We start from the raw sequence: 24406 nt of genomic DNA, 5'->3' as shown, positions 1-24406 counted from the left end.
CGGTCTGGTTGAGTTCAGTTGGCAATGACGCTCATGTTCCGGCCACTGGCCTTGGCCACATACAGCGCCTTGTCTGCTGCGCCGATCAAGTCTTCGGGCTGGCTCTGCGCCGCCTGGTTGTAGGCACAAACCCCAATACTGACCGTGACGAGGCCTTCGGGGCTGCCGCTATGCTTGATGTCCGTTTGCTGAACCGCGCGACGGATCTTTTCCGCCACCAGAAACGCCCCCACATAATCGGTGCCGGGCAGCACCACCGTAAACTCCTCGCCACCGAAGCGGGCAGCAAGATCGCCGGGGCGCTGGATGTTGTCGGTGATGACGGTGCTGATCTTACGCAAACACTCATCGCCCGCCAAATGACCGTAGTGATCATTGAAACTCTTGAAATGATCGACATCGATCATCAGCAACGCAAGGCTGGTGTGGGTACGCCTGGCACGGCCCATTTCCGCCAGGATGAACAAATCGAACTGACGCCGGTTGGAAAGCCCGGTCAGTGCATCCTCCAGAGCCAGCAACTTAAGGCTTTGGTTGACCTCAATGAGTTTTTCCTGAGCCTCCAGCAATTCGCTCTGAACATGATTCTGCTGCTTCATGACGCGGATCAGGCGATAGCCGAGAACGCCCAGAAACCCCAGCAGCAATGAGACGATCCCCGCACTGAGCATTGACTCCTGCACCCAGCTGGCCAGGACTTCTTTTTTGTCGAGCGCGGTAAAAACGATAAGCGGATAACCCTCCACCCGCCGAAACCCCACCACCCGCTCCACCCCGTCCACGTAGGATTTGACGACTGCCGTACCGGAATCGCCCTTGGGCAACAGCTGGGTAAACAGCGGCCCCTTGGCGACGCTGGTGCCGATATCGGCTTCCTTGAACGGGCGGCGAACGACGATGGTGGCGTCATCGGCGATCAGGTTGATCACCCCGTTACTGCCCATGTCGATGCTGTTGTACAGGTCCAGGAAATGCTTGAGATAGATCGAAGCCACCACCACGCCAGCAAACCGGCCATCGGCGTGATTGATCCGGCGTGACACGGTCATGATCCATTCACCGGTCGAGCGACTTTTTATCGCCGGACCGATATGAGGACCGCGGTCGGGGTGATCACGGTGGTAGATGAAATATTCACGGTCGGAATTATTGGCATTGGGCGGTATGACGTTAATGGCGTTGGCGAGCCAGCGTCCTTCTTCGTCGAAAACGAATAACCCATGAATCTGCGCCAGCTCACTGCGCTGGGCGTGGAGCAAACGTTGCAGCCTGGGCATTTTCGCCGGTTCCATGCCGTCGACTTCAAGGCGATCCACCAGGTCAAACAGCAGCGTGTCGGCCTGTTTGATCGATGCTCGCGCCTGCGAGGCCAGGGTTTGCGCCAGGTTGGACATCTCCACTTCGCTGCCGCGCAAATGATACTGGCGCGCATTCCAGCCTTCACCGATCACAATGGCCGTCATGGACAGGCACACCGCAACGAGCAGGGAGACTGCGTATCGAACCTTGAGTCTCGACTCAACCTGCTCAGGTACCCAAGGCGTGGCGAGCCGGGTGCTTTCAATACGATCTTTGACGAACGGATGCCCCATGACGCTCCCTTAATCCCTTATGACATGGCGAATTTTCCCGTTCGCCCTTTTAGCGCCAGCCAGCCGTAGCTGGCGCTCGGACCACTATGACTCATCAACGAATACGATAGGTGATTTGCGCGAAAATGCTCATCGCCCGCAATGACAGGGCTACACCCGCGTCTGTTTCACCGCCTCAAGCCAGGCCGGGTTCAATTGCGTCTGTTCGGTCTCGATGCCCAGCGCTTCCATCCGCGCCTTGTGTTGGTCCATCTCACGGGTCAACTGGCTATGGTCGCTGGAGTTGCCGTCCAACTGGTGCATCTGGCTCAGCCCCAAGTGATAAAAACGCAGCAACTTCATGGCGTCCGGATCGCCCTTCTCCACTGCCGCCGTCACCTGGTGCATGACGTTGGTGATGCTCATCAGGCTGCGTTTGAGCTGCCAGCCGTACACCGCTGGCGCCATCCATTCCTGGGTCCAGAACTTGCCGCGCATCAGCGCCGCCATCAGCAACAACGCGGCAAACACGCCGCCCACGTTGAAACGCAGATTGTCGCCGCCGGGCTCACCGAACAGCGCCACCGCCGCCGTGGACAGCACCATCGCCAGCGCCAGGAACATCAGGGCGATGATTACCGTGCTGCGCCGCGTCTGGCGTCGATAGGTTTCGGCATTCATTGGCTGGATTTCGAACATCGCGACGGGGTTCCTTGCATCAATGGTAAAAGGCTCTGTGGCAAAAAGACTGCGGGGCATTATCGCCTCCCCGAAGGATTTAGCTATGCTGGGGCTCCTTTTCATCTTTTCATCGTCAAACGGGGAACATGGCGATACAGCGCAGTTCGTGCCATCTTCTCCATGGATACACACTATTCGGATGCCATGCGCCTGCCGGCGGGTGACATCGTTTTAAGGATCATTGAATGACCCAACGACATGTAATCAACGCCTCGGTCAGCCCTAAAGGCAGCCTGGAAACACTGTCCCAACGTGAAGTACAGCAACTGAGCGAAGCCGGAACCGGCCTCACCTACACCCTTTTCCGCCAGTGCGCCCTGGCCATCCTCAATACCGGCGCTCACGTCGATAACGCCAAGACCATCCTGGAAGCCTACAAAGACTTCGAAATCCGCATTCACCAGCAAGACCGTGGCGTGCGCCTGGAACTGCTGAACGCCCCGGCCGACGCTTTCGTCGACGGCGAAATGATCGCCAGCACCCGGGAAATGCTCTTCAGCGCCCTGCGCGACATCGTCTACACCGAAAACGAACTCGACGCCTTGAGCATCGACCTGAGCACCTCCCAGGGCATCAGCGACTACGTCTTCCACCTGCTGCGCAACGCCCGCACCCTGCGCCCCGGTGTCGAACCGAAAATCGTGGTGTGCTGGGGCGGTCACTCGATCAACACCGAGGAATACAAATACACCAAGAAAGTCGGCCATGAACTCGGCCTGCGCAGCCTGGACATCTGCACCGGTTGCGGCCCGGGCGTGATGAAAGGCCCGATGAAAGGCGCAACCATCGCCCACGCCAAACAACGCATCCACGGTGGCCGCTACCTCGGCTTGACCGAACCCGGGATCATCGCCGCCGAAGCGCCGAACCCGATCGTCAACGAACTGGTGATCCTGCCGGACATCGAGAAACGTCTGGAAGCGTTCGTCCGTGTCGGCCACGGCATCATCATTTTCCCGGGTGGCGCAGGCACGGCCGAAGAATTCCTGTACCTGCTCGGCATTTTGATGCACCCGGACAATAAAGGCCTGCCCTTCCCCGTGGTCCTCACCGGGCCGAAAAGCGCCGCGCCGTACCTGGAGCAGTTGCACGCCTTCGTCGGTGCCACCCTCGGTGAAGCCGCGCAGCAGCACTACGAGATCATCATCGACGACCCGGCTGAAGTGGCGCGGCAAATGACTCAAGGCCTCAAAGAGGTCAAACAGTTCCGTCGCGAGCGCAACGACGCGTTCCATTTCAACTGGCTGCTGAAGATCGACGAAGGCTTCCAGCGCCCGTTCGACCCGACCCACGCCAACATGGCCAACCTGCAACTGAGCCGCAACCTGCCGTCCCACGAACTGGCCGCCAACCTGCGCCGCGCGTTCTCCGGCATCGTCGCCGGCAACGTCAAGGACAAGGGCATCCGCCTGATCGAAGAACACGGGCCGTACCAGATCCGTGGCGACGCCGCCGTCATGCAGCCGCTGGACAAACTGCTCAAAGCCTTCGTCGCCCAGCACCGGATGAAACTGCCGGGCGGCGCGGAGTATGTACCGTGTTATCAGGTGGTGGCGTAACCATATTGATGTGAGCTTTAACATCACCCCTGTGGGAGCGGGCTTGCTCGCTCCCACTTTGACAAGAAACCCCGCGTGATGCGGGGTTTTGATCGTTCCCACGCTCTGCGTGGGAATGCCTCAACGGACGCTCTGCGTTCGGCTCTGGAAGGGACGCGGAGCGTCCCGGGCTGCATTCCCACGCAGAGCATGGGAACGATCATCCTCGCTAACCTCGTGGATCGAGGTTATCCAGCACCCGGTTCACCGCCAGCTCCCCGAGCATGACCACCGATTGAATCCCCAACATCATGTTGCGATGTGGCATGTCCATCAATCCGGCGAACTCGCTGAGCATCATGCTTGCTGACGCCAGGGATTCGCAGGCGTTGACCAGAAGGGTTTCGTTATCGACCTCGGCGCCGACATGGTAAATGGTGCTGGGTTTGCGCTTGGTGTCTTTGGGGATGGGCGGTTTGAGGTGGTAATCGAGGGCGCGGTCGGCGGCTTCGTGGAGTTTTTTCGAATCGAGGGATTCGTACGGGGATGTTGGATCGGTTTCAGGCGGGTTGGGTGTTGGTTTGATCATCGATGAAGCTCCTAGAGTCATGGAGCGGCCACGGTTCGCTGCGAGACGAAAGGAGGTGGCAGCTATACGCAGGTCGCAGACCGGGACTCTAGAACCGGCAGACCCGAAGGCCTCCCACGTACAGCCGCCATAACATGAACGGACAGGCATACCTGTTCACGAACGGAGGATGTTGTGCGTCTAGAGATGCACGGGCTGCGAGACCCGATCGCTGATTCATCAGCGACCCGGAAACGATAGAGCCCGGCCCCAAGGCGCACAAGCCGGCGGATTCTGGCGCAGTAGTAGGCAACGGCGCAAGGATGTGTAGCCTGGGTGAGTATCTGGAAGTGTCGTTTAAACATCGGTTGTTTATCGGTCTCACTTCAGGTTTTGTGGTGGATGGGGCGGCCCTATCGCGAGCAGGCTCGCTCCCACATTTGCTCTGTAGCGTTCGCAAAAAATGGATTCACAGCAGATCCCCTGTGGGAGCGAGCCTGCTCGCGATGAGGCCCGAAAAAACACCCTCAAACATTTCGGTCAAACCACCGGACAAATACCTGTCAACCGCGCAGCGAGAGATTTGGCCTGGCTCGCCACATCAGTCACCGCCGTACTCTCCCACCACATCCCACGCAACGGTGGGCCCATGGCGAACAAACGGCTGGCGACCAGCCCATCAGCGCCTAACACCGCGCCGTCATCCGCGGCGGCAATCCCCAACGCCAATGGCCCCGGCCGCACCAGCCCGCGCGCCAATAGTTGCTGCGGCAATGGCCGCGCCACCCGCCGCCAGTCGTATTCGATGCCGCTGGAGTTGATCAGCGCCGCGCCGTGCACCACGCAGGTTTGCGCCTCGCCACGGCGACGGATGCGAATGCTGACCTCCCCGTTCAACGAAGGCTCCAACCCTTTGAACGATGCAGCCTGAATCCGCAACCGCCCTTCCCCGTGCAGTCGTGCCACCAGCTCGGCACTCAGCGGTGGCGAGCGATGGTGATGGCTTTCCCACCACGGCCGCACATGCCGCACAAACTGCCGACGCTGCACATCCGTCGCCTGACTCCACAACCGCCCGATATGCGCCCGCACGGTGTCGAGCGGCGCTTGCCAGTCGATCCCCTGGGCGATGGCGTCGCGGCAATGCCGACGCAGTTCGCGCATCAGCTGACGCGGTGTGCGAATGCTGTGATCCTCGGCTAGGAAATCCGCCCAGGCCGGAGGCTGTCGTCGTTCATGGGGCAGCAGACCATGCCGGGAAAATACTTCGATCGGCCCGCGATGCCCGGCCTGTTCCAGCGACACCACGGCATCGACCATGGTCAGGCCCGAGCCGATGATCAGCACCGTCGACTGCGGATCGAGCTGACGCATGGCGGTCACATCCCAGGGGTCGAGCGCCGCTGCGTTCAAGCCGCTGGATTCGGTTTGCGGCGTACGCGCAGCGGGGAACATGCCAGTGGCCAGCACTGCATAGGCGCCTTGCAAACGTCGCCCGTCACTCAAGGTCAGCAATACAGCGTTGTCCCGGGTTTGCAGGTCGACCACCTCGGCCCGTACATGCTCCACCGTCGAGCCGTACCGCGCCCCCACCGCCTGCGCCTCGGCCAAACGCTGCTGCACATAAACGCCAAACAGCCCACGCGGCGCAAATAATTCGCTGACCGGCACATGCTGCTGATCCGACTCCGGCCAACCACCCGCCGCAATGTACTCGGTCAACCATTGGGTCAAATCATCAGCGTTGTCGGGATCGACGCTCATCCGCGCCGCGTTGCCGTTGAGCGTATGGCCCAACTCCACCGCGCTGTACGCTTCGCCCCGACCGAGTTCGGCCCGGGGTTCGATCACCAGCACCTGACGCTTGCCCGGCAAGCGCAGCAACTGCGCCGCCAGCATCGCGCCGCTGAGGCCACCGCCGATGATCAGGATGTCCGCGTGGCGGATGGCGTCGTTCGCCTGCCCGCTTGGGGTGTCAGTCATGGCGTTCTCATTGATCAGTGTTTACCTAAATAGAAGTCGTGCAGATCGCCCCGTGCCAGTAACTCATCGGCGGTGCCGGACAGCACCACGCGACCCGTGTCGAGGACGTAGGCCTTTGAGGCGTACTTGAGTGCCACGTTAATATTTTGCTCGGCAATCAGGAAGCTCATGTGCTCGTCTCGATTGAGTTGCGCCACGATTTCGAAAATCTCCTGGACGATAATAGGCGCCAAACCCATGGAAGGTTCATCAAGCAGTACCAAAGTAGGACGTGTCATCAACGCCCGGCCGATGGCGACCATTTGCTGTTCGCCACCGGAAGTCAGCCCGGCCTGGGTCTTGCGCTTGGTTTTCAGGCGTGGAAACCAGGCGTAGATGCGCTCCAGATCCGCCGCCAGGTCCTTGCGGCTCAGACCGCGAACGAAGCCGCCGCTGCGCAGGTTGTCCTCCACCGTCAGTTGCGCGAATACGTGCCGGCCTTCCAGCACATGCACCATGCCCTGGCGCACGCGAACGCTCGGATCGACCCCTGCAGTATCGCGCCCGAGAAACTCGATCGTCCCTCGACTGACCTCCGCGCGCTCGGCCCGCACCAACCCGGAAATCGCCTTGAGCGTGGTGCTTTTGCCCGCACCGTTGGCCCCGAGCAACGCGACGATGCCACCCTTGGGCACCGTCAGCGACACCCCGGCCACGGCCAGGATCGCTCCGTCGTAGATCACCTCGATGTCTTTGACTTGCAACAGGTCATTGGCGGCAATGTCGCTGGCGGCTTGGCTCATACGTTACTCATCCCCGGTGCAGGTGCGTGGCGTCAGGCCTTTTTCCTTGGCGAACGCGGCGGATTTCTCATCGATCAATGGCCGCAGCAAGGCGCGGTCGGCGGGAATCCAGTCGCTGATCAGCGTCCAGTTGGCGCCGTCCCACTGCTGCACCCGCGCCGAACCGCCACCCTCATGATCCTTGCAAAACAGCTTGAGGTTCTGCATCAGGCCGAAGTAGCCGATATCCTTGAGTCGAGCATCGTCGATGTTCAGGTGTTCCAGCCCCCAGCGCCCTTCTTCGCCATTAAGCGGCCGCTTGCCGAATTTGCCTTGGGCGGTACGGATCGCTTCCACCATCACTGCCGCGTTCACCAACCCGGAGTTGTAATAGACGCTGCCGAAATTCTTCAGGTCCTTGAGGTCGCTTTTACCCTTGTCGAGGATGTTTTGCTTGAGGCGTTTGTGGATCTCGAAATCGGTGCCTGCCGGGTATGGCGTCAGCGCCAGATACCCTTTGGCGGCGGCGCCCGCGGGCAACACGTCTTCGCTGGAACTGGCCCAGATGTCGCCGACGATGTGGTCCACCGGGAAGCCGAAACGCGCCGCCGTCTTCACCGCCACCGGCGTCGACACGCCCCAGGTGCGCAGGAACACCCAGTCCGGATTGGCCTGGCGCACTTGCCGCCATTGCGACGATTGCTCGTTGCCTGGATCGGCCACCGGGATCTGGATGTTTTCGAAACCGTATTTCTCTGCCAGCAGCTTCAACGGGCCGAGGGTTTCCCGACCGTAAGCCGAGTCGTGATAAACCGTGGCGATTTTCTTGCCCTTGAGTTTGTCGAACCCGCCCTCGCGCTGGGCGATGTAGTTGATCAGGCTCGAGGCCTCGCTGTAGAAGGTCAGCATCACCGGAAAGTTATAGGGGAACACCGTGCCGTCGGTGGCTTCGGTGCGACCGTAACCGAGGGTGATCAGCGGAATCTTGTCGACTTCCGCCCGCTCGCTCAGCGCATACGCCGCCGGTGCGCCGTTGGGTGAATAGATCGCCACCGGGGCGCCATCCAGGCCTTTCTTGAAGCGCTCATAGCACTCGATGCCCTTCTCCGCCGTCCACTCGGTTTCGCATTCCTGCCAGACCAGTTTGACGCCGTTGATCCCGCCTTCCACATCGTTGATGTAGTTCAGGTAATCGAGCATGCCGGCCCACACTTGCACACCGCTGGAGGCGTAAGCGCCGACGCGATAAGTGGCCAACGGGAAGAACTGCTGGTCCGGCGAGGCCTGAACCATCGGCACCGCACTGCCCAATACCGCCAACGTCAGAGCGACGCCGGCCAACGAACGTTTCAAGGATGCACGCATGTTGTCTCTCTACCAGGTTGGGGAATTCAGAAACGCAGCGGCCAGTGACTCAGCCGTTCACGAAGGTTGCTCAAGAGGCGAATCAGGCCTTCCGGTTCCTTGATCAGAAACAGGATGATCAGCACGCCGAAGATGATTTTTTGCAGGTTCTGCAACTGGCCGGCGTCCACCGAGCCACCGAACAAGGCTTGCCCGGCGTGGCTGAGCAGGATCGGCAGCAGGCTGATGAATGCCGCGCCGACGAAGTTGCCGGCGATGCTGCCCATGCCACCGATAATGATGATGAACAGGATCTGGAACGACCGGTTGATATCGAAGCTGCTGGCACTGGCCGTGCCCAGATAAGCAAAGGCCCACAGCGCCCCGGCGATGCCGAGGTAAAACGAGCTGACGGCGAACGCCAGGTGCTTGTAGCGCACCACCGGAATGCCGACGACGGCGGCGGCAGTGTCCATGTCACGGATCGCCATCCAGTTGCGGCCGATCTGGCTTTTCACCAGGTTCACCGCGACCCAGGTCAACAGCAACACCGTGGTCAGGGTCAGCAGATAGCGGCCCAATGGGGTGTTCAGGTCATGGCCGAACAGGGCCAGTTTCGGCGCGGAAATGGTCCCGGATGAACCGTAGTTGTAGAACCAGGGAAACTTGACGAACAGCCATTCCAGGAAAAACTGCGCAGCCAATGTGGTGACCATCAGGTAAAAGCCCTTGATCCGCGAACTCGGCAGGCCAAAGACAAACCCCACCACCGCGCTGATCAGCCCGCCGCCGAGCAGCGCCACCGGCAAGCCCAACTCTGGCAAACGCAGTAGAAAACCGTAGGTGGCAAAGGCGCCGACCGCCATGAACCCGGCCGCGCCGACCGAAGTCTGGCCGGTGTAGCCGGTGAGAAGATTGAGGCCAAGCCCGGCCAGGGACAGCACCAGGAAAGGGATCAGAATCGCGTTCAGCCAATAGTCGTTGCCGGTCAGCGGCACGACCAGGAAGGCGATCAACAACAGGGCAATCAAACCAATCGGCACACGGCGCTGGACCAACACCGCCGGCGCGGTTTCGCGGGTAAGGGAAATCGACATGGGTTCAGACTCGCTCGATGGCGCGCTCGCCGAACAGGCCGGCGGGACGGATGTACAGGAAGGCCAAAGCCAGGACGTAAGCGAACCACGGGGTAATGCCACCGCCGATCAGCGGGCCGATGTACACCTCGGCGAGGTTCTCCGCCGCACCGACGATCAACCCGCCGACAATCGCTCCGCCAATCGAGGTGAAGCCGCCGATGATCAACACCGGCAAGGCCTTGAGCACCACCAGCGACAGCGAGAACTGCACACCTTGGCGCGCGCCCCACAACAACCCCGCCACCAGCCCGACAATGCCGGCCACTGCCCAGACGATCTGCCAAATGCGGTTGAGGTTGATGCCGATCGACAGCGCGGCGGTGGTGTCATCCGCCACCGCGCGCAGGGATATGCCAATGCGGGTTTTGTTGAACAGCAGCGCCAACACCGTTACCAGCACGATGGCCGCCGCTGCGGCAATCAGGTCGAACTGGCTGACCATCATCCCGCCGATAAAAACCGGTATGTCGTCGATCCCCAAGTCCAGCGCCCGCACTTGCGAACCCATCAAGCCCTGAGCCAGGCCTTCGATGATGAACGACAACCCGAGGGTGGCCATGAAAAGGGTGATCTGCGAGCGATTGACCAGTGGCCGCAACACCAGCCGTTCGATCAGCAGCGCGCCGACGATCATCACCACAACGGTCAGCAACAGCGCCAAGGCGAACGGCACGCCTTGATCGTGCAGGCTGACAAAGGTCAGCGCGGCGAACAGCAGCATTGCGCCCTGAGCGAAATTGAACACGCCGCTGGCCTTGTAGATCAGCACGAAGCCGATTGCGACCAGCGAGTACATGGTTCCGGCGAGCAAGCCGCCGAGCAGGGTTTCAAAGAAGAATGTCATCAGTGCACCACCCCCAGATACGCTGCGATGACGTCCGGATTGGCCTGCACTTCGGCGGGTGTACCGTCACCGACCTTGCGCCCGTAATCGAGCACCACCACATGGTCGGACAGGCCCATCACCACGCTCATGTCGTGTTCGATCAAAACCACCGTGGTGCCGAGGTCACGGTTGATGTCGGCGATGAAGCGGGCCATTTCCTGCTTCTCTTCGGCGTTCATCCCGGCCATGGGCTCATCGAGCAGCAACAGGCTGGGGCCGGCAATCAAGGCACGGCCCAGCTCCACACGTTTTTGCAGGCCATAGGACAGCTTGCCTACCGGCACATCGCGATGGGCTTGCAGTTCGAGGAATTCGAGAATGCCCTGGGCCTGCCGGCGGAAGTCTTCAGCCTCACGCCGGGCTCTTGGCAGGTTCAAAGCCTGCTCAATGAAACAGCTGCGCAGGTGCCGTGACAGGCCGGTGAGGATGTTGTCGATCACGCTCATTTTCTTGAACAACGCGTTGTTCTGGAACGTGCGGCCGATGCCCCGGCGTGCGGCGCTCAACGGGTCGATGCGCTTGAACAGCTGTTGCTCGAACACAATCGAACCGGCATCGAAGCGGTACACGCCGTTCAGCACGTTGAGCAGCGAACTCTTGCCCGCGCCGTTGGGGCCGATCAGCGCGCAGATCTCGCCCCGACGCACGTCGAACGACAGTTCATTGATCGCCTTCACGCCTTTGAAGGACAGGGAAATACCGCTGACTTGCAGAATGGAGTCGGTCGAGCTCATGCGATGTCCCGTTTGAATTCAGCGAGCCAGGTCGGCTCGGGTTGAGCATCGGAAATGCGGGTGGCTTGCCAGATGAAATGCAGGTTGTGGAAACCCAACAGGCGGCGAACGCGGTTCTTGATCAAGCGTTGCAGGCCTTTTTCGGGATGGGCGATGGCCCACTCGCAGAGACGTCGGCGCCAAGTGCCGTGGGGTGCGAGGCGGCTGTCAATTTCTTCCGCGAGCAGTTGCAGGCGTTCGGCGGACAGCAGCAGCCCGGACGGCGCGACTTCACGACGGTCGCGGCTGGCGCTGCCGGGGCTTTCCGGGAAGGCCAGGGATTGGCCGCTGGTCAGCCATTGTTCCAGCAGCACCGTCAGGCCGTGCTGCCACTGGGTGCCTTCTTCGCTCCACAGTTGCGCATTTTGATTCCAGCGGTTGAGGCGCTGCGCAGGGTCCACCGGGCCGAGTAATTCGGCGAAATCCAGCAGAGCCTGGCCTTGGTTGATCCAGAGTTGCTGTGTCTGTCGCCCCTGGACGAATGCATGGGTCGGACGGCTGCGCCACAGGACTTTGTGCAGGGCTTCGGGGTCGAGGTTGTCCGGCAGCGTCAGCAATTCGGCGCCGATGTGCCGGGCGGCCAGTGCGAGCAGCAACAGATCTGGCTCGAACGCACCGCTCAGGGCCAAACGCGAGTCTTCGGTAAAACCCTGCTGACGCAAGCCATCGGCCAACCGCTCGACATCGCGCAAGGCATCGATCCAGCGCCAGACGAACCACTGGCCGTGGCGCTTGTGGCGCAGCGCCGGTTGCAAAGGACTGACCTGCGCCCAGTGCTGCAACTGCTCCAGGGCCTTGGGCAGCTTGACCTGCCATTCGGTGGTGTCCGCGATGGGCGGACGTTTGAGTTCATGCACGCTCATAGGCTTACCTCTTATCCATGGGCAAAAAGCGTGCGGTGGTCCGCCGGGCTGAAGAATTAACGCAATCTCTAAAACACCGCCGCCCCCCTGTGGGAGCCAGCCTGCTCGCGATAGCGGTGTAACAGACGACATCAATGTTGGATGTACTGGCCTCATCGCGAGCAGACTCGCTCCCACATTGGATCTTCGCCAGGCGCTGTATTTGTGTACGACGCCAATTACCTGTAGGAGCGAGGCTTGCCCGCGAAGGCGGTGTAACTGGCGATATCAATGTTGAACGTGCCGGCCTCTTCGCGGGCAAGCCACGCTCCCACAGGGTCTTGTGTCTTCCACAAATATCGCCGGCGCCACGAAACCTGTAGGAGCGTGGCTTGCCCGCGATGGCATCTAGGCAGACGCCACTTTCTTCTCCTGCTGACGCAACCCCACCAGGTCTCGATAACCGGCACCCGGATGGCTATCCGGCAATCGTGCCCCTGCCCCAAACAACTTCTCGCGCAAGGTGCCCGGCGCATAGTCGGTCTTGTACACCCCACGCTTCTGCAACTCCGGCACCAGCAACTCCACGGCGTCGATGAAGGTTTCGTGGGTCAGCGCATAAGCCAGGTTGAAACCGTCCACATCGGTCTCCTCGACCCACTCCTGCAGCAAGTCGGCAACGGTCTCGGGGCTGCCGACAAACAGCGGTCCGAAACCACCGATCCCGACCCAATCGGCCAGCTCGTTCGGCGTCCAGACCTTGTTCGGGTCCGCCGTGGAAAACGCCTCCACCGCCGATTGAATGGCATTGGTGTGCACGTGTTTGAGCGGTTCATCCGGTTTGAACTGGCTGAAGTCGATCCCGGTCCAGCCCGAGATCAACGCCATGGCGCCCTCATAACTGACCCAGGTTTTGTATTCTTCGAACTTGGCTTTGGCCTTGGCGTCGGTCTCGCCGAGGATCACCGTTTGCAGATTGAAGATCAGGATTTTCGACGGATCGCGCCCCGCCTCCGCCGCCCGGCGACGGATATCGGCCACGGTTTTCTTCAGCAGCACTTTCGACGGCGCGGCGACAAACACACATTCGGCATGTTCGGCGGCGAACTGCTTGCCGCGACTCGAGGCGCCGGCCTGATACAGCACAGGCGTGCGTTGCGGCGAGGGTTCACAGAGGTGAATCCCTGGCACCTGGAAATGTTTGCCGACGTGCCGGATCTCGTGGATTTTGCTCGGGTCGCTGAAGATCCGCCGCTCGCGATCCCGCAGAATCGCACCCTCTTCCCAGCTGCCTTCCCACAGCTTGTAGCAAACCTCCAGGTACTCTTCGGCGAAGTCATAACGGGCGTCGTGTTCGGTCTGGGCTTTCTGGCCGAGGTTCTTCGCACCGCTTTCCAGATACGAGGTGACGATGTTCCAACCGGCGCGGCCCTTGGTCAGGTGATCGAGGGTCGACAGGCGTCGGGCGAACGGATACGGGTGTTCGAAGGACAGCGACGCGGTCAGTCCGAAGCCCAGATGCTCGGTGACCAGCGCCATCGGCGGGATCAGTTGCAATGGATCATTGACCGGCACCTGCGCTGCCTGACGAATCGCTGCATCACCGTTACCGTTGAAGACGTCATAAATGCCCAGCACATCGGCGATGAACAAACCGTCGAACTTGCCGCGCTCAAGGATTTTCGCCAGATCGGTCCAGTACTCAAGATCCTTGTACTGCCAGGATCGATCACGCGGATGCGCCCACAAACCCGGCGACTGGTGGCCGACGCAGTTCATGTCAAAAGCGTTGAGACGAATTTCACGGGCCATCAAACGACACTCCGGACGCTTGGGGGATGGATGCCGTTGAGGCGGAAGTTGCCAATGAGGTGGAGTTTCCAACGCAACGGATCATCCAGCGAGCCAGGCAACGCGGTGCGTTGGCCGGTGAGTTCGAATTCGGCATTGCTGACGGCATTTAAAGCATCCGCGCTGGCCAGGCGCGACTCGGCGATGGCGACGCTGATTTCCGTGTCGTCATCAACGCTGTGCAGAAAGTCGTCGGCGCGTTCGAGCAGCGCGGCGGCGACTTCGATGCGGATGTGCAAGTCGCCGAAGCGGCTGATGACGTAAGGATCATCCGTGGCTTGGGTTTGCTGCCGGACGAAACGCAACGTCGCATCGAACAAGCTGCGGGCGTTGTGCAGGTCGTGCTGAGGCTTGGCCAGGGGCTGCCCGGTAACAATCGGTTGGGTCAAGGCGTTCATGGGTTGCTCCTCAGTTCCAGGCGTGGCGCGCAGGCTTCACGCCGTTGAGCAGGTAGTTGCCTATCAAGTGATATTTCCAGCGCGCCGGGTCGTGCAAGGTGTGCGTCCGGGCGTTGCGCCAGTGACGGTCGAGGTTGTACTTGCCGAGCACCGAGCGGGTGCCGGCCAGTTCGAAGAGTTTGCTGCTGGTGAGCAAGGCGATTTCGGCAGAGAGGACCTTGGCTTGGGCGACCACGACCGAGGCGTGAGCCACAGTATTTTCACTGGGCTTGAGCAACGCTTGGTCGATGGCCTGGCCCGCTTTTTTCAGGATCGCTTCGGTACCGTGGACCCGCCATTCCAGATCGCCGATCGCGGCGATGCTGAACGGGTCCTGCCAGCCGTGATCCTGCTGGCTGTCGATCCATGGCCGGGCTTCACGGGCGTAGCGCTTGGTTTCTTCCAGGGCGCCGACGGCGATGCCGGTGTCCACGGCGGCCTGAATGATTTGCGAGATCGGGCCGTCGGCGGTGGGTTCGTCGAACGCCTTGTGGGCCGGGATCACCGCGTTCAAAGGCACGTTCACCGCCTCCAGAGTCACGCCGCCGCTGGCCGTGGTGCGCTGGCCGAAACCGTCCCAACTGTCGATAACGGTCAAACCGGGCGTGTCGCGCTCAATGAAGGCGATGAAAGCCTTGTTCTCTTGATCGACCGCCACCGCCGGCACAATGTGCGCGAACAAGGCGCCGGTGCAGTAGAACTTCTCGCCGTCGATTTGCGCAGAGTCTTTATCGAAACGGATACGCGTTTCAAAAGCGCCGGCATTCTTGCTTTTGGATTCGGAGAAGGCGTTGCCGAAACGATAGCCCTGCAAAACTTTGCCGAAGTAATAGCGCTTCTGCGCTTCGGTGGCGGTTTGCAGCAGGATGTCGAGCACGCCCAGATGGTTTTGCGGGATCTGGCCGAGGGACGGGTCGGCGGCGGAAATGATCTTGATCACTTCGGCAACTGTCACGTAGGACACGCCGGCACCGCCATATTCCTTGGGAATGGTGATGCCCCATAAACCACTGGCGGAGAACTCGTCGAGTTCGGCAACCGGCAAACGTCGCTCGCGATCACGAGCGCTGGCCTCGATAGCGAAGCGCGCGGCGAGCTTGTGAGCGACGGCGATGGCCTCGGCGTCCGAGTGGATCACATGGGCGGTGCGAGGGGGTTGGGCAGAGACTGTCATGGGCCGACTCCGGGATTCTGGTGAATGCCCCAGAGCTTTTGCAGGAGTCGTGCCTGAAATTAAATTTGTTTTATTTCAATAAGTTAACAAACTATCCGAGAAACACTTGCAGCTTTAAAACAGCAAAGTGCTTATCCAGTGTTGGTCGGCAAACAGTCAAATCACCACATTACGCACAAACCGCGCCGCCACTTCCCCATCGTTGCGATAGGAATGCGGCTGATTACTGGCGAACATGAAGAACTCACCGGCAGCGATTTTCTGCGGCTGATCGCCGAGCATCAGGGTCAGGCAGCCTTCAAACACGTAGATCTGTTCGCTCCAACCCTCCGCATCCGGTTGCGAGGGGTAAATTTCACCCGGTTGCAGGCACCATTCCCATTGTTCCACTTCTCGGGTGGCGGTGGCTTTTGACAGTAAAACGGCTTTACTGCCGGGGATCGTTCCGGCCCAGGCCACTTCGTTGATGCGGCTGGGGTCGCGGGCATCCGGGGCCTGGATCAGGTCGCTGAAGGCAACGTCCAGCGCTTCGGCCACGCGGTCGAGGGTGGTCAGGCTGACGTTCTTCTCGCCGGCCTCGATGGCCACCAGCATGCGGCGACTGACCCCGGACTTTTCGGCCAGGGCGGTCTGGCTCATGTCGGCAGCGTGGCGCAGACGTCGGACGTTCTGGCTGACGTGCTGGAGGACCGAAGCCCGTTGGGTGGAATCTTTGTGCACTATATTGCTCACTGGGTGGTGTTGCGCAGTATACTGCCCAACTTACGGCGCATTGTGCGTCTCCCTCAGGTAGCGCGCAAGGTCATGACGTCGATGAACTCCTCCCCTGCTTCCTCCCGCTTCTCACGGTTCAGCAAAGCTGAGTGCGTGTTGGTGCTGATCACCATGGTCTGGGGCGGGACCTTTTTGCTGGTGCAGCATGCAATGACCGTCAGCGGGCCAATGTTTTTCGTCGGTCTGCGTTTTGCGGCGGCGGCGAGCATCGTGGCGCTGTTCTCCTGGCGTCATCTGCGTGAACTGACCCTGTTCGAACTCAAGGCCGGGGCGTTTATCGGCGTGGCGATCATGCTCGGTTACGGCTTGCAGACCGTGGGTTTGCAGAGCATTCCCAGCAGTCAGTCGGCGTTTATTACCGCGCTGTATGTGCCGTTCGTACCGTTGCTGCAATGGCTGGTGCTGGGGCGGCGTCCGGGGTTGATGCCGAGCATCGGGATCATGCTGGCCTTTACCGGGTTGATGTTGCTGTCGGGACCTGCCGGCGCTTCGTTCAATTTCAGCCCTGGTGAAATCGCCACATTGATCAGCGCCGTGGCGATTGCGGCGGAGATCATTCTGATCAGCACCTATGCCGGTCAGGTCGACGTGCGCCGGGTGACGGTGGTGCAGCTGGCGGTGACTTCGGTGCTGGCGTTTCTGATGGTGGTGCCGACCCGGGAAGTGATTCCGGGGTTCTCCTGGTTGCTGTTGTGCAGTGCATTGGGGCTGGGCGCGGCGAGTGCGGCGATTCAGGTGGCGATGAACTGGGCGCAGAAGAGTGTTTCGCCGACGCGGGCGACGTTGATTTATGCCGGTGAGCCGGTGTGGGCAGGGATTGTCGGGCGAATTGCCGGGGAGCGGTTGCCGGCGATTGCACTGGTTGGGGCGGGGTTGATTGTCGCGGCGGTGATTGTCAGTGAGTTGAAGACAAAGGGTAAGGCGGTTCTTGAGGTTGAGGACGATCTGGATCGCGAAGCCGAGCACTGATCGTTCCCATGCTCTGCGTGGGAATGCAGCCCGGGACGCTCCGCGTCCCAAGAGCGGACGCAGAGCGTCCATGGAGGCATTCCCACGCGGGAGCGTGGGAACGATCGAACAGGCGAAATCGCGCTCCCGGAAACAATGATAAACACGAATTTTCCGTTTACCTTGTAGGATTCTGCGACAGCTTGGCGTTTGGTGATCCGGGAGCTGGCACGTATGATGCTTCACAAACTTCCGCAGATTAGAAGCCTATGTCTCTGATAGTTCTACTGCTTCTGCCTTTTATCGGCAGCTGTCTGGCAGCCTTGCTGCCGCACAACGCGCGTAACACCGAATCGCTGTTGGCTGGCCTGGTTGCCCTTATCGGCACCGTCCAGGTCGCGCTCTTGTACCCGCAAATCGCCGATGGCGGCGTGATCCGCGAAGAGTTCTTCTGGCTGCCCAGCCTGGGCCTGAACTTCGTTCTGCGCATGGACGGTTTCGCCTGGCTGTTCTCGATGCTGGTGCTGGGCATCGGCACGCTGGTTTCGCTATACGCCCGCTACTACATGTCGCCGGACGATCCGGTGCCGCGTTTCTTCGCGTTTTTCCTGGCGTTCATGGGCGCCATGCTGGGGTTGGTGATCTCCGGCAACCTGATCCAGATCGTGTTTTTCTGGGAGCTGACCAGCCTCTTTTCATTCCTGTTGATCGGCTACTGGCACCATCGCGCCGATGCGCGACGTGGTGCCTATATGGCATTGATGGTCACCGGTGCCGGTGGCTTGTGTTTACTGGCGGGGGTCATGCTGCTCGGCCATGTGGTCGGCAGCTATGACCTGGACAAGGTCCTGGCCGCCGGCGAGCTGATTCGCGCACATGCCCTCTACCCTATTCTGCTTCCCCTGATCCTGATCGGCGCCCTGAGCAAAAGCGCGCAATTCCCCTTCCACTTCTGGCTGCCCCACGCCATGGCGGCGCCGACACCGGTTTCGGCGTATCTGCACTCGGCGACCATGGTCAAGGCCGGGGTGTTTCTGCTCGCACGCCTGTGGCCGTCGCTGTCCGGCAGTGAAGAATGGTTCTACATCGTCAGCGGGGCTGGCGCTTGTACGTTGTTGCTCGGCGCTTACTGCGCGATGTTTCAGAACGACCTCAAGGGCCTGCTGGCCTACTCGACCATCAGCCACCTGGGCCTGATCACTTTGCTGCTGGGGCTGAACAGCCCGCTGGCCGCCGTGGCCGCGGTGTTCCACATTCTCAACCACGCCACGTTCAAGGCTTCGCTGTTCATGGCCGCCGGGATCATCGACCACGAAAGCGGCACCCGGGATATTCGCAAACTCAGCGGCCTGATCAAACTGATCCCCTTCACCGCCACCCTGGCCATGGTCGCCAGTGCCTCCATGGCCGGCGTGCCACTGCTCAACGGTTTCCTGTCCAAAGAGATGTTCTTCGCCGAAACCGTGTTCATCAACGCGACGGCCTGGATCGAGATGACCCTGCCGATCGTCGCGACCATCGCCGGGACGTTCAGCGTGGCTTACTCCCTGCGCTTCACCGTTGATGTGTTTTTCGGCCCGACCGCCACCGACCTGCCGCACACCCCGCACGAACCGCCACGCTGGATGCGCGCGCCGGTGGAGTTGCTGGTGTTCACCTGTCTGGTGGTGGGGATCTTCCCCGCTCAAGTGGTCGGCCCGTTGCTCGCGGCGGCGGCATTGCCGGTGGTGGGCGGCACGCTGCCCGAGTACAGCCTGGCGATCTGGCACGGCTGGAACGCACCGATGATCATGAGTCTGATCGCCATGTCCTGCGGCATCATCCTCTATCTGCTGCTGCGCAATCAGCTCAAGCGCGGGCGCTTCCCGCACCCGCCGGTGATCAGCCACTTCAACGGCAAGCGCCTGTTCGAGCGCTGCCTGGTGATCATGATGCGCCTGGCCCGTCGCCTGGAGCGGCGGATCAGCACCCGGCGCCTGCAAACCCAACTGTTTCTGGTGGTGCTCGCCGCGGTGCTGGCCGGGTTGATCCCGATGCTGCACAGCAGCCTGAGCTGGGGCGACCGACCGAAGATTCCGGGCTCGATCGTGTTCGTGACCCTCTGGCTGCTGGCGATTGCCTGTGCCCTTGGCGCGGCGTGGCAAGCCAAATATCACCGGCTCGCGGCCCTGACCATGGTCAGCGTCTGCGGCCTGATGACCTGCGTGACCTTCGTCTGGTTCTCGGCGCCGGATCTGGCGCTGACGCAACTGGCGGTGGAAGTGGTGACCACGGTGCTGATCCTGCTGGGCCTGCGCTGGTTGCCGCGACGGATCGAAGAGGTGTCACCGTTGCCGAGCAGTCTGCGCAAGGCACGCATCCGCCGTATCCGCGACTTGCTGCTGTCGATCGCGGTCGGTGGCGGCATGGCGTTGCTGTCCTACGCGATGCTGACCCGCCAGACGCCCAACCACATTTCCTCGTTCTACCTCAGTCGCGCCCTGCCCGAAGGCGGCGGCAGCAACGTGGTCAACGTGATGCTGGTGGACTTCCGTGGCTTCGACACCCTCGGCGAAATCACCGTGCTGGTGGCGGTGGCCCTGGCCGTGTTCGCCCTGCTGCGACGCTTCCGTCCACCGAAAGAAAGCCTGCAACTGCCGGCCCAACAGCGCTTGCTGGCGCCCGACGTGGTCACCGACCTGGTCAACCCGCGTCACGCCAGCGACACCGCGCTCGGTTTCATGATGGTGCCTGCGGTGCTGGTGCGTCTGCTGCTGCCGATTGCGTTTGTGGTGTCGATCTACCTGTTCATGCGCGGGCACAATCAACCGGGTGGCGGTTTCGTCGCCGGGCTGGTGATGTCGGTGGCGTTCATCCTGCAATACATGGTCGCCGGCACCCAGTGGGTCGAGGCGCAAATGAGCCTGCGGCCGCTGCGCTGGATGGGCACCGGGCTGCTGTTCGCCACGGTCACCGGGCTCGGGGCGATGGTGGTCGGGTATCCATTCCTTACCACTCACACCTGGCATTTCGCATTGCCGCTGCTCGGCGAGATTCACATCGCCAGCGCGCTGTTCTTCGACATTGGCGTGTACGCCGTGGTGGTCGGCTCGACGCTGTTGATCCTGACCGCCCTCGCCCACCAATCGGTACGCGGTCATAAAACCAGCGCGCAACCCAAGCCCATGGCCAAAGCGGCTGCCACGCAAGGAGCCATCTGATGGAAGAAGTCATCGCAATCGCCATCGGTGTGCTGGCCGCGTCCGGCGTGTGGCTGTTGCTGCGGCCACGGACGTTCCAGGTGGTCATGGGCCTGTGCCTGCTGTCCTACGGCGTCAACCTGTTCATCTTCAGCATGGGCAGCCTGTTCATCGGCAAGGAGCCGAACATCAAGGACGGCGTGCCGCAGGATTTGCTGCACTACACCGACCCGCTGCCGCAAGCGTTGGTGCTGACCGCGATCGTCATCAGCTTCGCCATGACCGCGTTGTTCCTGGTGGTGCTGCTCGCCTCTCGGGGCCTGACCGGTACCGACCATGTGGATGGCCGGGAGCCTAAAGAATGAATCCGATGGCGCACCTGATTGCAGCCCCCATTCTGCTACCGCTGCTGACCGCCGCGGTGATGCTGATGCTGGGCGAGAAACACCGCCCGTTAAAGGCAAAAATCAATCTGTTCTCCAGCCTGCTGGGGCTGGGCATTGCCGTGATGCTGCTGCAATGGACGCAAACCACCGGCGTGCCCGGTTCCATCGGCGTGTATCTGCCGGGCAATTGGCAGGTGCCGTTCGGCATTGTGCTGGTGGTCGATCGTCTGTCGGCGCTGATGCTGGTGCTGACCGGGATCATCGGTGTCAGCGCGTTGCTGTTCGCCATGGCCCGCTGGGACGGTGCGGGCTCGAGTTTCCACGCGCTGTTCCAGATTCAGTTGATGGGTCTGTATGGCGCCTTCCTGACGGCAGACCTGTTCAACCTGTTCGTGTTTTTCGAAGTGCTGCTGGCCGCCTCTTACGGGCTGATGCTGCACGGTTCGGGCCGGGCGCGGGTGTCGTCGGGCCTGCATTACATCTCGATCAACCTGCTGGCCTCATCGCTGTTCCTGATTGGCGCGGCGCTGATCTACGGCGTTACTGGCACGCTGAACATGGCCGACCTGGCGCTGAAAATCCCGCTGGTGCCGGAAGCCGATCGCGGCTTGCTGCATGCCGGCGCGGCGATTCTGGCGGTGGCGTTCCTGGCCAAGGCCGGGATGTGGCCGCTGAACTTCTGGCTGGTGCCGGCCTACTCCGCGGCCAGCGCTCCGGTGGCGGCGATGTTCGCGATCATGACCAAGGTCGGCGTCTACACCTTGCTGCGTTTGTGGACGCTGCTGTTCTCCGGCCAGGCCGGGGCATCCGCGTATTTTGGTGGCGACTGGCTGATCTACGGCGGCATGGCGACCATCGTTTGCGCCGCCGTGGCGATCCTCGCCGCGCAACGCCTGGAGCGCATGGCCAGCCTGAGCATTCTGGTGTCGGCAGGCATTCTGTTGTCGGCCATCGGTTTCGCCCAGCCGAACCTGATTGGCGCGGCGCTGTTCTATCTGGTCAGCTCGACCCTGGCCTTGAGCGCGCTGTTCCTGCTGGCCGAGTTGATCGAGCGCTCGCGTTCGGCCAACGAAATGCCGCTGTTCGACGACGGCGAGCTGTTGCCACGGCCCCTCGAATCCTTGCAGCCACCCAAAGGCTTCAACCTCGATGACGAACAGAAAGCCGTGGTCGGCCAGGTGATTCCCTGGACCATGGCGTTCCTCGGTTTGAGCTTCATCGCCTGCGCCCTGCTGATCATCGGCATGCCGCCGCTTTCCGGGTTTATCGGCAAACTCAGTCTACTCAGCGCCCTGCTCAATCCGCTGGGCCTGGGTAATGGCAGCGACGAACCGATATCGAATGGCGCGTGGGCTCTGCTCGCCCTGTTGATCTTGTCCGGTCTGGCCTCGCTGATCGCTTTCTCGCGTTTGGGCATCCAGCGTTTCTGGACCCCGCAAGAGCGGCCGTCGCCCTTGCTGCGGCGCCTGGAATGCGTGCCGATTGTCGTCCTGCTGGGACTGAGCATTGCGCTGACGTTCAAGGCCGAACCGCTGCTGCGCTACACCCAAGCGGCGGCCGTTGCATTGAACAACCCGCAGCAATACGTGATGGCGGTGCTCGAAACCCGTGTAATTCCAGGCCCGCAAGCCAAGACAGCGCTGCTGGAGGTGCAACCATGAAACGTCTGTTTCCTGCACCGTGGCTGTCGCTGGCGTTGTGGCTGCTTTGGCTGGTGTTGAACCTGTCGATGAGCCCCGGCAATCTATTGCTGGGCGCCATGCTGGGGTTCTGCGCGCCGTTGATGATGCGCAAACTGCGGCCACTGCCGATCCGCATTCGTCGGCCTGGGGTGATCCTGCGTTTGTTCTTGCTGGTCGGGCGCGACGTGATCGTGTCCAACCTCGCCGTGGCCTGGGGCGTGCTCAACGCGGGCCGTCGTGCGCCCCGTTCGCGGTTTATCAAGGTGCCGCTGGACTTGCGCGATGCCAACGGCCTGGCGGCGCTGTCGATGATCTGCACGGTGGTGCCCGGTACGGTCTGGTCGGAACTGGCGCTCGACCGCAGCATTCTGTTGCTGCACGTCTTCGATCTGGATGATGAAAGCCAATTCATCCAGCACTTCAAGACGACCTACGAGCGCCCCTTGATGGAGATCTTCGAATGAGCGCATTGCTGTCGAACGCGATCCTGCTGAGCCTGTTCATCTTTTCGATGGCGATGATTCTGACCCTGATCCGGCTGTTCCAGGGCCCGTCGGCTCAGGACCGGGTTCTGGCGCTGGATTACCTGTACATCATCGCCATGCTGATGATGCTCACGTTGGGTATTCGTTATGCCAGTGACACTTATTTCGAGGCGGCGCTACTTATCGCCCTGTTCGGCTTCGTCGGCTCGTTCGCCCTGGCCAAATTCCTGCTGCGTGGCGAGGTGATCGAATGAGGCCTGAACTGTCTTTGTGGGTGGAAATAGCAGTGGCAATTCTGCTGGTGCTGAGCAGCCTGTTTACGCTGATCGGTGCGGTCGGGCTGTTGCGGATGAAGGATTATTTCCAGCGCATGCACCCGCCGGCGCTGGCCTCGACCTTGGGCGCGTGGTGCGTGGCGCTGGCTTCGATCATTTACTTTTCGGCGCTCAAGTCGGCGCCGGTGCTGCATGCCTGGCTGATTCCGGTTCTGCTGTCGATCACCGTGCCGGTGACCACGCTGCTGCTGGCCCGGGCGGCACTGTTTCGCAAGCGCATGGCGGGGGATGATGTACCGGCTGAGGTGAGTAGTCGGCGCACCGAAAGCGGGAGTTGAATCCATAGGTTTGCGTTGAATTGCAGGGCCTCTTCGCGGGCAAGCCTCGCTCCTACAGGTTATGTTATGCGCAGACCTTGTAGGAGCGAGGCTTGCCCGCGAAGCTTTTCAAATCCAGGCCACTGCCAGCAATCCAGCCCCCAACACCACACACAACGGCGAATACGCCCATGTGTCGAGCCAGGCAAACTTCGAATCCTTGACCTGCTTGAAAAACCCCACCAAATTCGAATCACCGATCGCCCGGGCGAACATCAGCATCGCAATCGCGCTGATCACCCATTGCAGCGACCAGTGATGCACCGTGGGCAGATACAGCCCGACCCGCAGGCACACCAGCATCGCGATCAGCAGTAAACCCACCGCCACCAGCAACGTGGCAAAGCCCGACGGCTTGAACGCAGGCCTTGATGCCTCACCGCCCTCCCCGGGCACGCGCGGCACCGCCGCCTCACTGCCCCACTTTCCACCCGCCGCCCAATACAGATGGACCAGGCTGATCAATAAAAAGATTGCCGCAATCCATTGCGCGACCAATAGGCTCATATTCAGACGTCCCGTGTGAAATGTGGCAGCAGGATGAACTTCCTTGCGCGTTTTTGTAAGGGTATTTGCTATCGAACAGTCGTTCGGCTGCACACACGATTGAGAAGCGCGCCCTGTAAGAGCTGCCGCAGGCTGCGATCTTTTGATCTTGTTTTTTAAAGCCAAGTCAAAAGATCGCAGCCTGC

Annotated in this window: 23 protein-coding genes; 8 read left to right on the top strand and 15 right to left on the bottom strand. The window is 61.1% G+C overall.

Annotated features, from left to right (window positions below; all coding sequences use genetic code 11):
- Positions 1-14: 14 nt before the first annotated feature.
- Together PMI18_RS26420 and PMI18_RS26425 are read right to left on the bottom strand one after the other, a co-directional pair.
- Positions 15-1592 carry a sensor domain-containing diguanylate cyclase gene (locus PMI18_RS26420; protein ID WP_007895498.1) on the bottom strand — a complete coding sequence of 526 codons (1578 nt, stop codon included), beginning with the start codon at positions 1590-1592 and terminating at the stop codon, positions 15-17.
- A gap of 150 nt (positions 1593-1742) precedes the next feature.
- Positions 1743-2270 (bottom strand): DUF3087 domain-containing protein, encoded by a 528-nt coding sequence (locus PMI18_RS26425; RefSeq protein WP_032835278.1) that lies wholly within the window; start codon positions 2268-2270, stop codon positions 1743-1745.
- 227 nt (positions 2271-2497) lie between these two features.
- On the opposite strand from PMI18_RS26425, the gene ppnN reads away from it, so the two are divergent.
- Positions 2498-3871, top strand: a complete 1374-nt coding sequence (gene ppnN, locus PMI18_RS26430; protein ID WP_007895491.1) for a nucleotide 5'-monophosphate nucleosidase PpnN — start codon at positions 2498-2500, stop codon at positions 3869-3871.
- Between the two features lie 208 nt (positions 3872-4079).
- Here ppnN and PMI18_RS26435 read toward each other — a convergent pair whose 3' ends face one another.
- The 12 genes from PMI18_RS26435 to PMI18_RS26490 all read right to left on the bottom strand — a co-directional run bounded on the left by PMI18_RS26435 (position 4080) and on the right by PMI18_RS26490 (position 16328).
- Positions 4080-4439, bottom strand: a complete 360-nt coding sequence (locus PMI18_RS26435) for a DUF6124 family protein (protein WP_007895489.1) — start codon at positions 4437-4439, stop codon at positions 4080-4082.
- A 519-nt stretch (positions 4440-4958) separates the two neighbouring features.
- Complete coding sequence (locus PMI18_RS26440) at positions 4959-6401, bottom strand: FAD/NAD(P)-binding protein (protein WP_007895487.1); 1443 nt, start codon at positions 6399-6401, stop codon at positions 4959-4961.
- A gap of 14 nt (positions 6402-6415) precedes the next feature.
- Positions 6416-7183: an ABC transporter ATP-binding protein gene (locus PMI18_RS26445; protein ID WP_007895484.1), complete on the bottom strand. Its 768-nt coding sequence runs from the start codon at positions 7181-7183 to the stop codon at positions 6416-6418.
- Between the two features lie 3 nt (positions 7184-7186).
- On the bottom strand, positions 7187-8527 hold the full coding sequence (locus PMI18_RS26450; protein ID WP_007895480.1) for an ABC transporter substrate-binding protein: 1341 nt from the start codon (positions 8525-8527) through the stop codon (positions 7187-7189).
- Positions 8528-8553: 26 nt separating this feature from the next.
- Positions 8554-9603, bottom strand: coding sequence for a branched-chain amino acid ABC transporter permease (locus PMI18_RS26455; RefSeq protein WP_007895477.1), 1050 nt, complete (start codon positions 9601-9603; stop codon positions 8554-8556).
- Positions 9604-9607: 4 nt separating this feature from the next.
- Positions 9608-10489 carry a branched-chain amino acid ABC transporter permease gene (locus tag PMI18_RS26460; protein ID WP_007895472.1) on the bottom strand — a complete coding sequence of 294 codons (882 nt, stop codon included), beginning with the start codon at positions 10487-10489 and terminating at the stop codon, positions 9608-9610.
- Positions 10489-11265, bottom strand: a complete 777-nt coding sequence (locus tag PMI18_RS26465) for an ABC transporter ATP-binding protein (RefSeq protein ID WP_007895463.1) — start codon at positions 11263-11265, stop codon at positions 10489-10491. The genes PMI18_RS26460 and PMI18_RS26465 overlap by 1 nt, the downstream gene beginning before the upstream one ends.
- Positions 11262-12167, bottom strand: coding sequence for an AMP-binding protein (locus tag PMI18_RS26470; RefSeq protein ID WP_007895461.1), 906 nt, complete (start codon positions 12165-12167; stop codon positions 11262-11264). The genes PMI18_RS26465 and PMI18_RS26470 overlap by 4 nt, the downstream gene beginning before the upstream one ends.
- A 387-nt stretch (positions 12168-12554) precedes the next feature.
- The gene (locus PMI18_RS26475) at positions 12555-13958 is read right to left on the bottom strand and encodes an LLM class flavin-dependent oxidoreductase (protein WP_007895459.1); all 1404 of its coding nucleotides are present in this window, start codon (positions 13956-13958) and stop codon (positions 12555-12557) included.
- Entirely contained in the window at positions 13958-14395 is a 438-nt protein-coding gene (locus PMI18_RS26480) for a hypothetical protein (protein ID WP_007895457.1), read from the bottom strand. The genes PMI18_RS26475 and PMI18_RS26480 overlap by 1 nt, the downstream gene beginning before the upstream one ends.
- Before the next feature lie 10 nt (positions 14396-14405).
- The gene (locus tag PMI18_RS26485; protein WP_007895455.1) at positions 14406-15608 is read right to left on the bottom strand and encodes an SfnB family sulfur acquisition oxidoreductase; all 1203 of its coding nucleotides are present in this window, start codon (positions 15606-15608) and stop codon (positions 14406-14408) included.
- 156 nt (positions 15609-15764) lie between these two features.
- Positions 15765-16328 carry a helix-turn-helix domain-containing protein gene (locus PMI18_RS26490; protein ID WP_008012097.1) on the bottom strand — a complete coding sequence of 188 codons (564 nt, stop codon included), beginning with the start codon at positions 16326-16328 and terminating at the stop codon, positions 15765-15767.
- Between PMI18_RS26490 and PMI18_RS26495 the strand changes: the two genes are divergently transcribed.
- The 7 genes from PMI18_RS26495 to PMI18_RS26525 all read left to right on the top strand — a co-directional run bounded on the left by PMI18_RS26495 (position 16323) and on the right by PMI18_RS26525 (position 23675).
- A complete protein-coding gene (locus tag PMI18_RS26495) occupies positions 16323-17351 on the top strand; it encodes a DMT family transporter (RefSeq protein WP_033035739.1) in 1029 nt (342 codons plus the stop codon). The genes PMI18_RS26490 and PMI18_RS26495 overlap by 6 nt on opposite strands.
- Before the next feature lie 248 nt (positions 17352-17599).
- Positions 17600-20530 (top strand): monovalent cation/H+ antiporter subunit A, encoded by a 2931-nt coding sequence (locus PMI18_RS26500; RefSeq protein ID WP_007895431.1) that lies wholly within the window; start codon positions 17600-17602, stop codon positions 20528-20530.
- Positions 20530-20874: a Na+/H+ antiporter subunit C gene (locus tag PMI18_RS26505; protein WP_007895429.1), complete on the top strand. Its 345-nt coding sequence runs from the start codon at positions 20530-20532 to the stop codon at positions 20872-20874. Before PMI18_RS26500 ends, PMI18_RS26505 begins: the two co-directional genes overlap by 1 nt.
- Positions 20871-22556 carry a monovalent cation/H+ antiporter subunit D gene (locus PMI18_RS26510; protein ID WP_007895426.1) on the top strand — a complete coding sequence of 562 codons (1686 nt, stop codon included), beginning with the start codon at positions 20871-20873 and terminating at the stop codon, positions 22554-22556. Before PMI18_RS26505 ends, PMI18_RS26510 begins: the two co-directional genes overlap by 4 nt.
- Positions 22553-23041: a Na+/H+ antiporter subunit E gene (locus tag PMI18_RS26515; RefSeq protein WP_007895416.1), complete on the top strand. Its 489-nt coding sequence runs from the start codon at positions 22553-22555 to the stop codon at positions 23039-23041. Before PMI18_RS26510 ends, PMI18_RS26515 begins: the two co-directional genes overlap by 4 nt.
- Positions 23038-23316, top strand: a complete 279-nt coding sequence (locus tag PMI18_RS26520; protein ID WP_007895415.1) for a K+/H+ antiporter subunit F — start codon at positions 23038-23040, stop codon at positions 23314-23316. The genes PMI18_RS26515 and PMI18_RS26520 overlap by 4 nt, the downstream gene beginning before the upstream one ends.
- On the top strand, positions 23313-23675 hold the full coding sequence (locus PMI18_RS26525) for a Na+/H+ antiporter subunit G (RefSeq protein ID WP_007895414.1): 363 nt from the start codon (positions 23313-23315) through the stop codon (positions 23673-23675). Before PMI18_RS26520 ends, PMI18_RS26525 begins: the two co-directional genes overlap by 4 nt.
- A 108-nt stretch (positions 23676-23783) precedes the next feature.
- Here PMI18_RS26525 and PMI18_RS26530 read toward each other — a convergent pair whose 3' ends face one another.
- A complete protein-coding gene (locus tag PMI18_RS26530) occupies positions 23784-24221 on the bottom strand; it encodes a DUF3995 domain-containing protein (protein WP_007895413.1) in 438 nt (145 codons plus the stop codon).
- Positions 24222-24406: the final 185 nt, after the last annotated feature.

It is taken from the genome of Pseudomonas sp. GM102 (genome assembly GCF_000282555.1).
Classification (GTDB): Bacteria; Pseudomonadota; Gammaproteobacteria; order Pseudomonadales; family Pseudomonadaceae; genus Aquipseudomonas.
This window is presented reverse-complemented; position numbering and strand designations above follow the sequence as displayed.

Bases quoted from the DNA above. Each gene is read 5' to 3' on its own strand.
- PMI18_RS26470 (WP_007895461.1), bottom strand. From the start codon at position 12,167: ATGAGCGTGCATGAACTCAAACGTCCGCCCATCGCGGACACCACCGAA.
- PMI18_RS26450 (WP_007895480.1), bottom strand. From the start codon at position 8,527: ATGCGTGCATCCTTGAAACGTTCGTTGGCCGGCGTCGCTCTGACGTTG.
- PMI18_RS26420 (WP_007895498.1), bottom strand. From the start codon at position 1,592: ATGGGGCATCCGTTCGTCAAAGATCGTATTGAAAGCACCCGGCTCGCC.
- PMI18_RS26505 (WP_007895429.1), top strand. From the start codon at position 20,530: ATGGAAGAAGTCATCGCAATCGCCATCGGTGTGCTGGCCGCGTCCGGC.
- PMI18_RS26425 (WP_032835278.1), bottom strand. From the start codon at position 2,270: ATGTTCGAAATCCAGCCAATGAATGCCGAAACCTATCGACGCCAGACG.
- PMI18_RS26440 (WP_007895487.1), bottom strand. From the start codon at position 6,401: ATGACTGACACCCCAAGCGGGCAGGCGAACGACGCCATCCGCCACGCG.
- PMI18_RS26485 (WP_007895455.1), bottom strand. From the start codon at position 15,608: ATGACAGTCTCTGCCCAACCCCCTCGCACCGCCCATGTGATCCACTCG.
- PMI18_RS26525 (WP_007895414.1), top strand. From the start codon at position 23,313: ATGAGGCCTGAACTGTCTTTGTGGGTGGAAATAGCAGTGGCAATTCTG.
- PMI18_RS26480 (WP_007895457.1), bottom strand. From the start codon at position 14,395: ATGAACGCCTTGACCCAACCGATTGTTACCGGGCAGCCCCTGGCCAAG.
- PMI18_RS26460 (WP_007895472.1), bottom strand. From the start codon at position 10,489: ATGACATTCTTCTTTGAAACCCTGCTCGGCGGCTTGCTCGCCGGAACC.
- PMI18_RS26520 (WP_007895415.1), top strand. From the start codon at position 23,038: ATGAGCGCATTGCTGTCGAACGCGATCCTGCTGAGCCTGTTCATCTTT.
- PMI18_RS26510 (WP_007895426.1), top strand. From the start codon at position 20,871: ATGAATCCGATGGCGCACCTGATTGCAGCCCCCATTCTGCTACCGCTG.
- ppnN (WP_007895491.1), top strand. From the start codon at position 2,498: ATGACCCAACGACATGTAATCAACGCCTCGGTCAGCCCTAAAGGCAGC.
- PMI18_RS26500 (WP_007895431.1), top strand. From the start codon at position 17,600: ATGTCTCTGATAGTTCTACTGCTTCTGCCTTTTATCGGCAGCTGTCTG.
- PMI18_RS26445 (WP_007895484.1), bottom strand. From the start codon at position 7,183: ATGAGCCAAGCCGCCAGCGACATTGCCGCCAATGACCTGTTGCAAGTC.
- PMI18_RS26455 (WP_007895477.1), bottom strand. From the start codon at position 9,603: ATGTCGATTTCCCTTACCCGCGAAACCGCGCCGGCGGTGTTGGTCCAG.
- PMI18_RS26475 (WP_007895459.1), bottom strand. From the start codon at position 13,958: ATGGCCCGTGAAATTCGTCTCAACGCTTTTGACATGAACTGCGTCGGC.
- PMI18_RS26530 (WP_007895413.1), bottom strand. From the start codon at position 24,221: ATGAGCCTATTGGTCGCGCAATGGATTGCGGCAATCTTTTTATTGATC.
- PMI18_RS26435 (WP_007895489.1), bottom strand. From the start codon at position 4,439: ATGATCAAACCAACACCCAACCCGCCTGAAACCGATCCAACATCCCCG.
- PMI18_RS26515 (WP_007895416.1), top strand. From the start codon at position 22,553: ATGAAACGTCTGTTTCCTGCACCGTGGCTGTCGCTGGCGTTGTGGCTG.
- PMI18_RS26465 (WP_007895463.1), bottom strand. From the start codon at position 11,265: ATGAGCTCGACCGACTCCATTCTGCAAGTCAGCGGTATTTCCCTGTCC.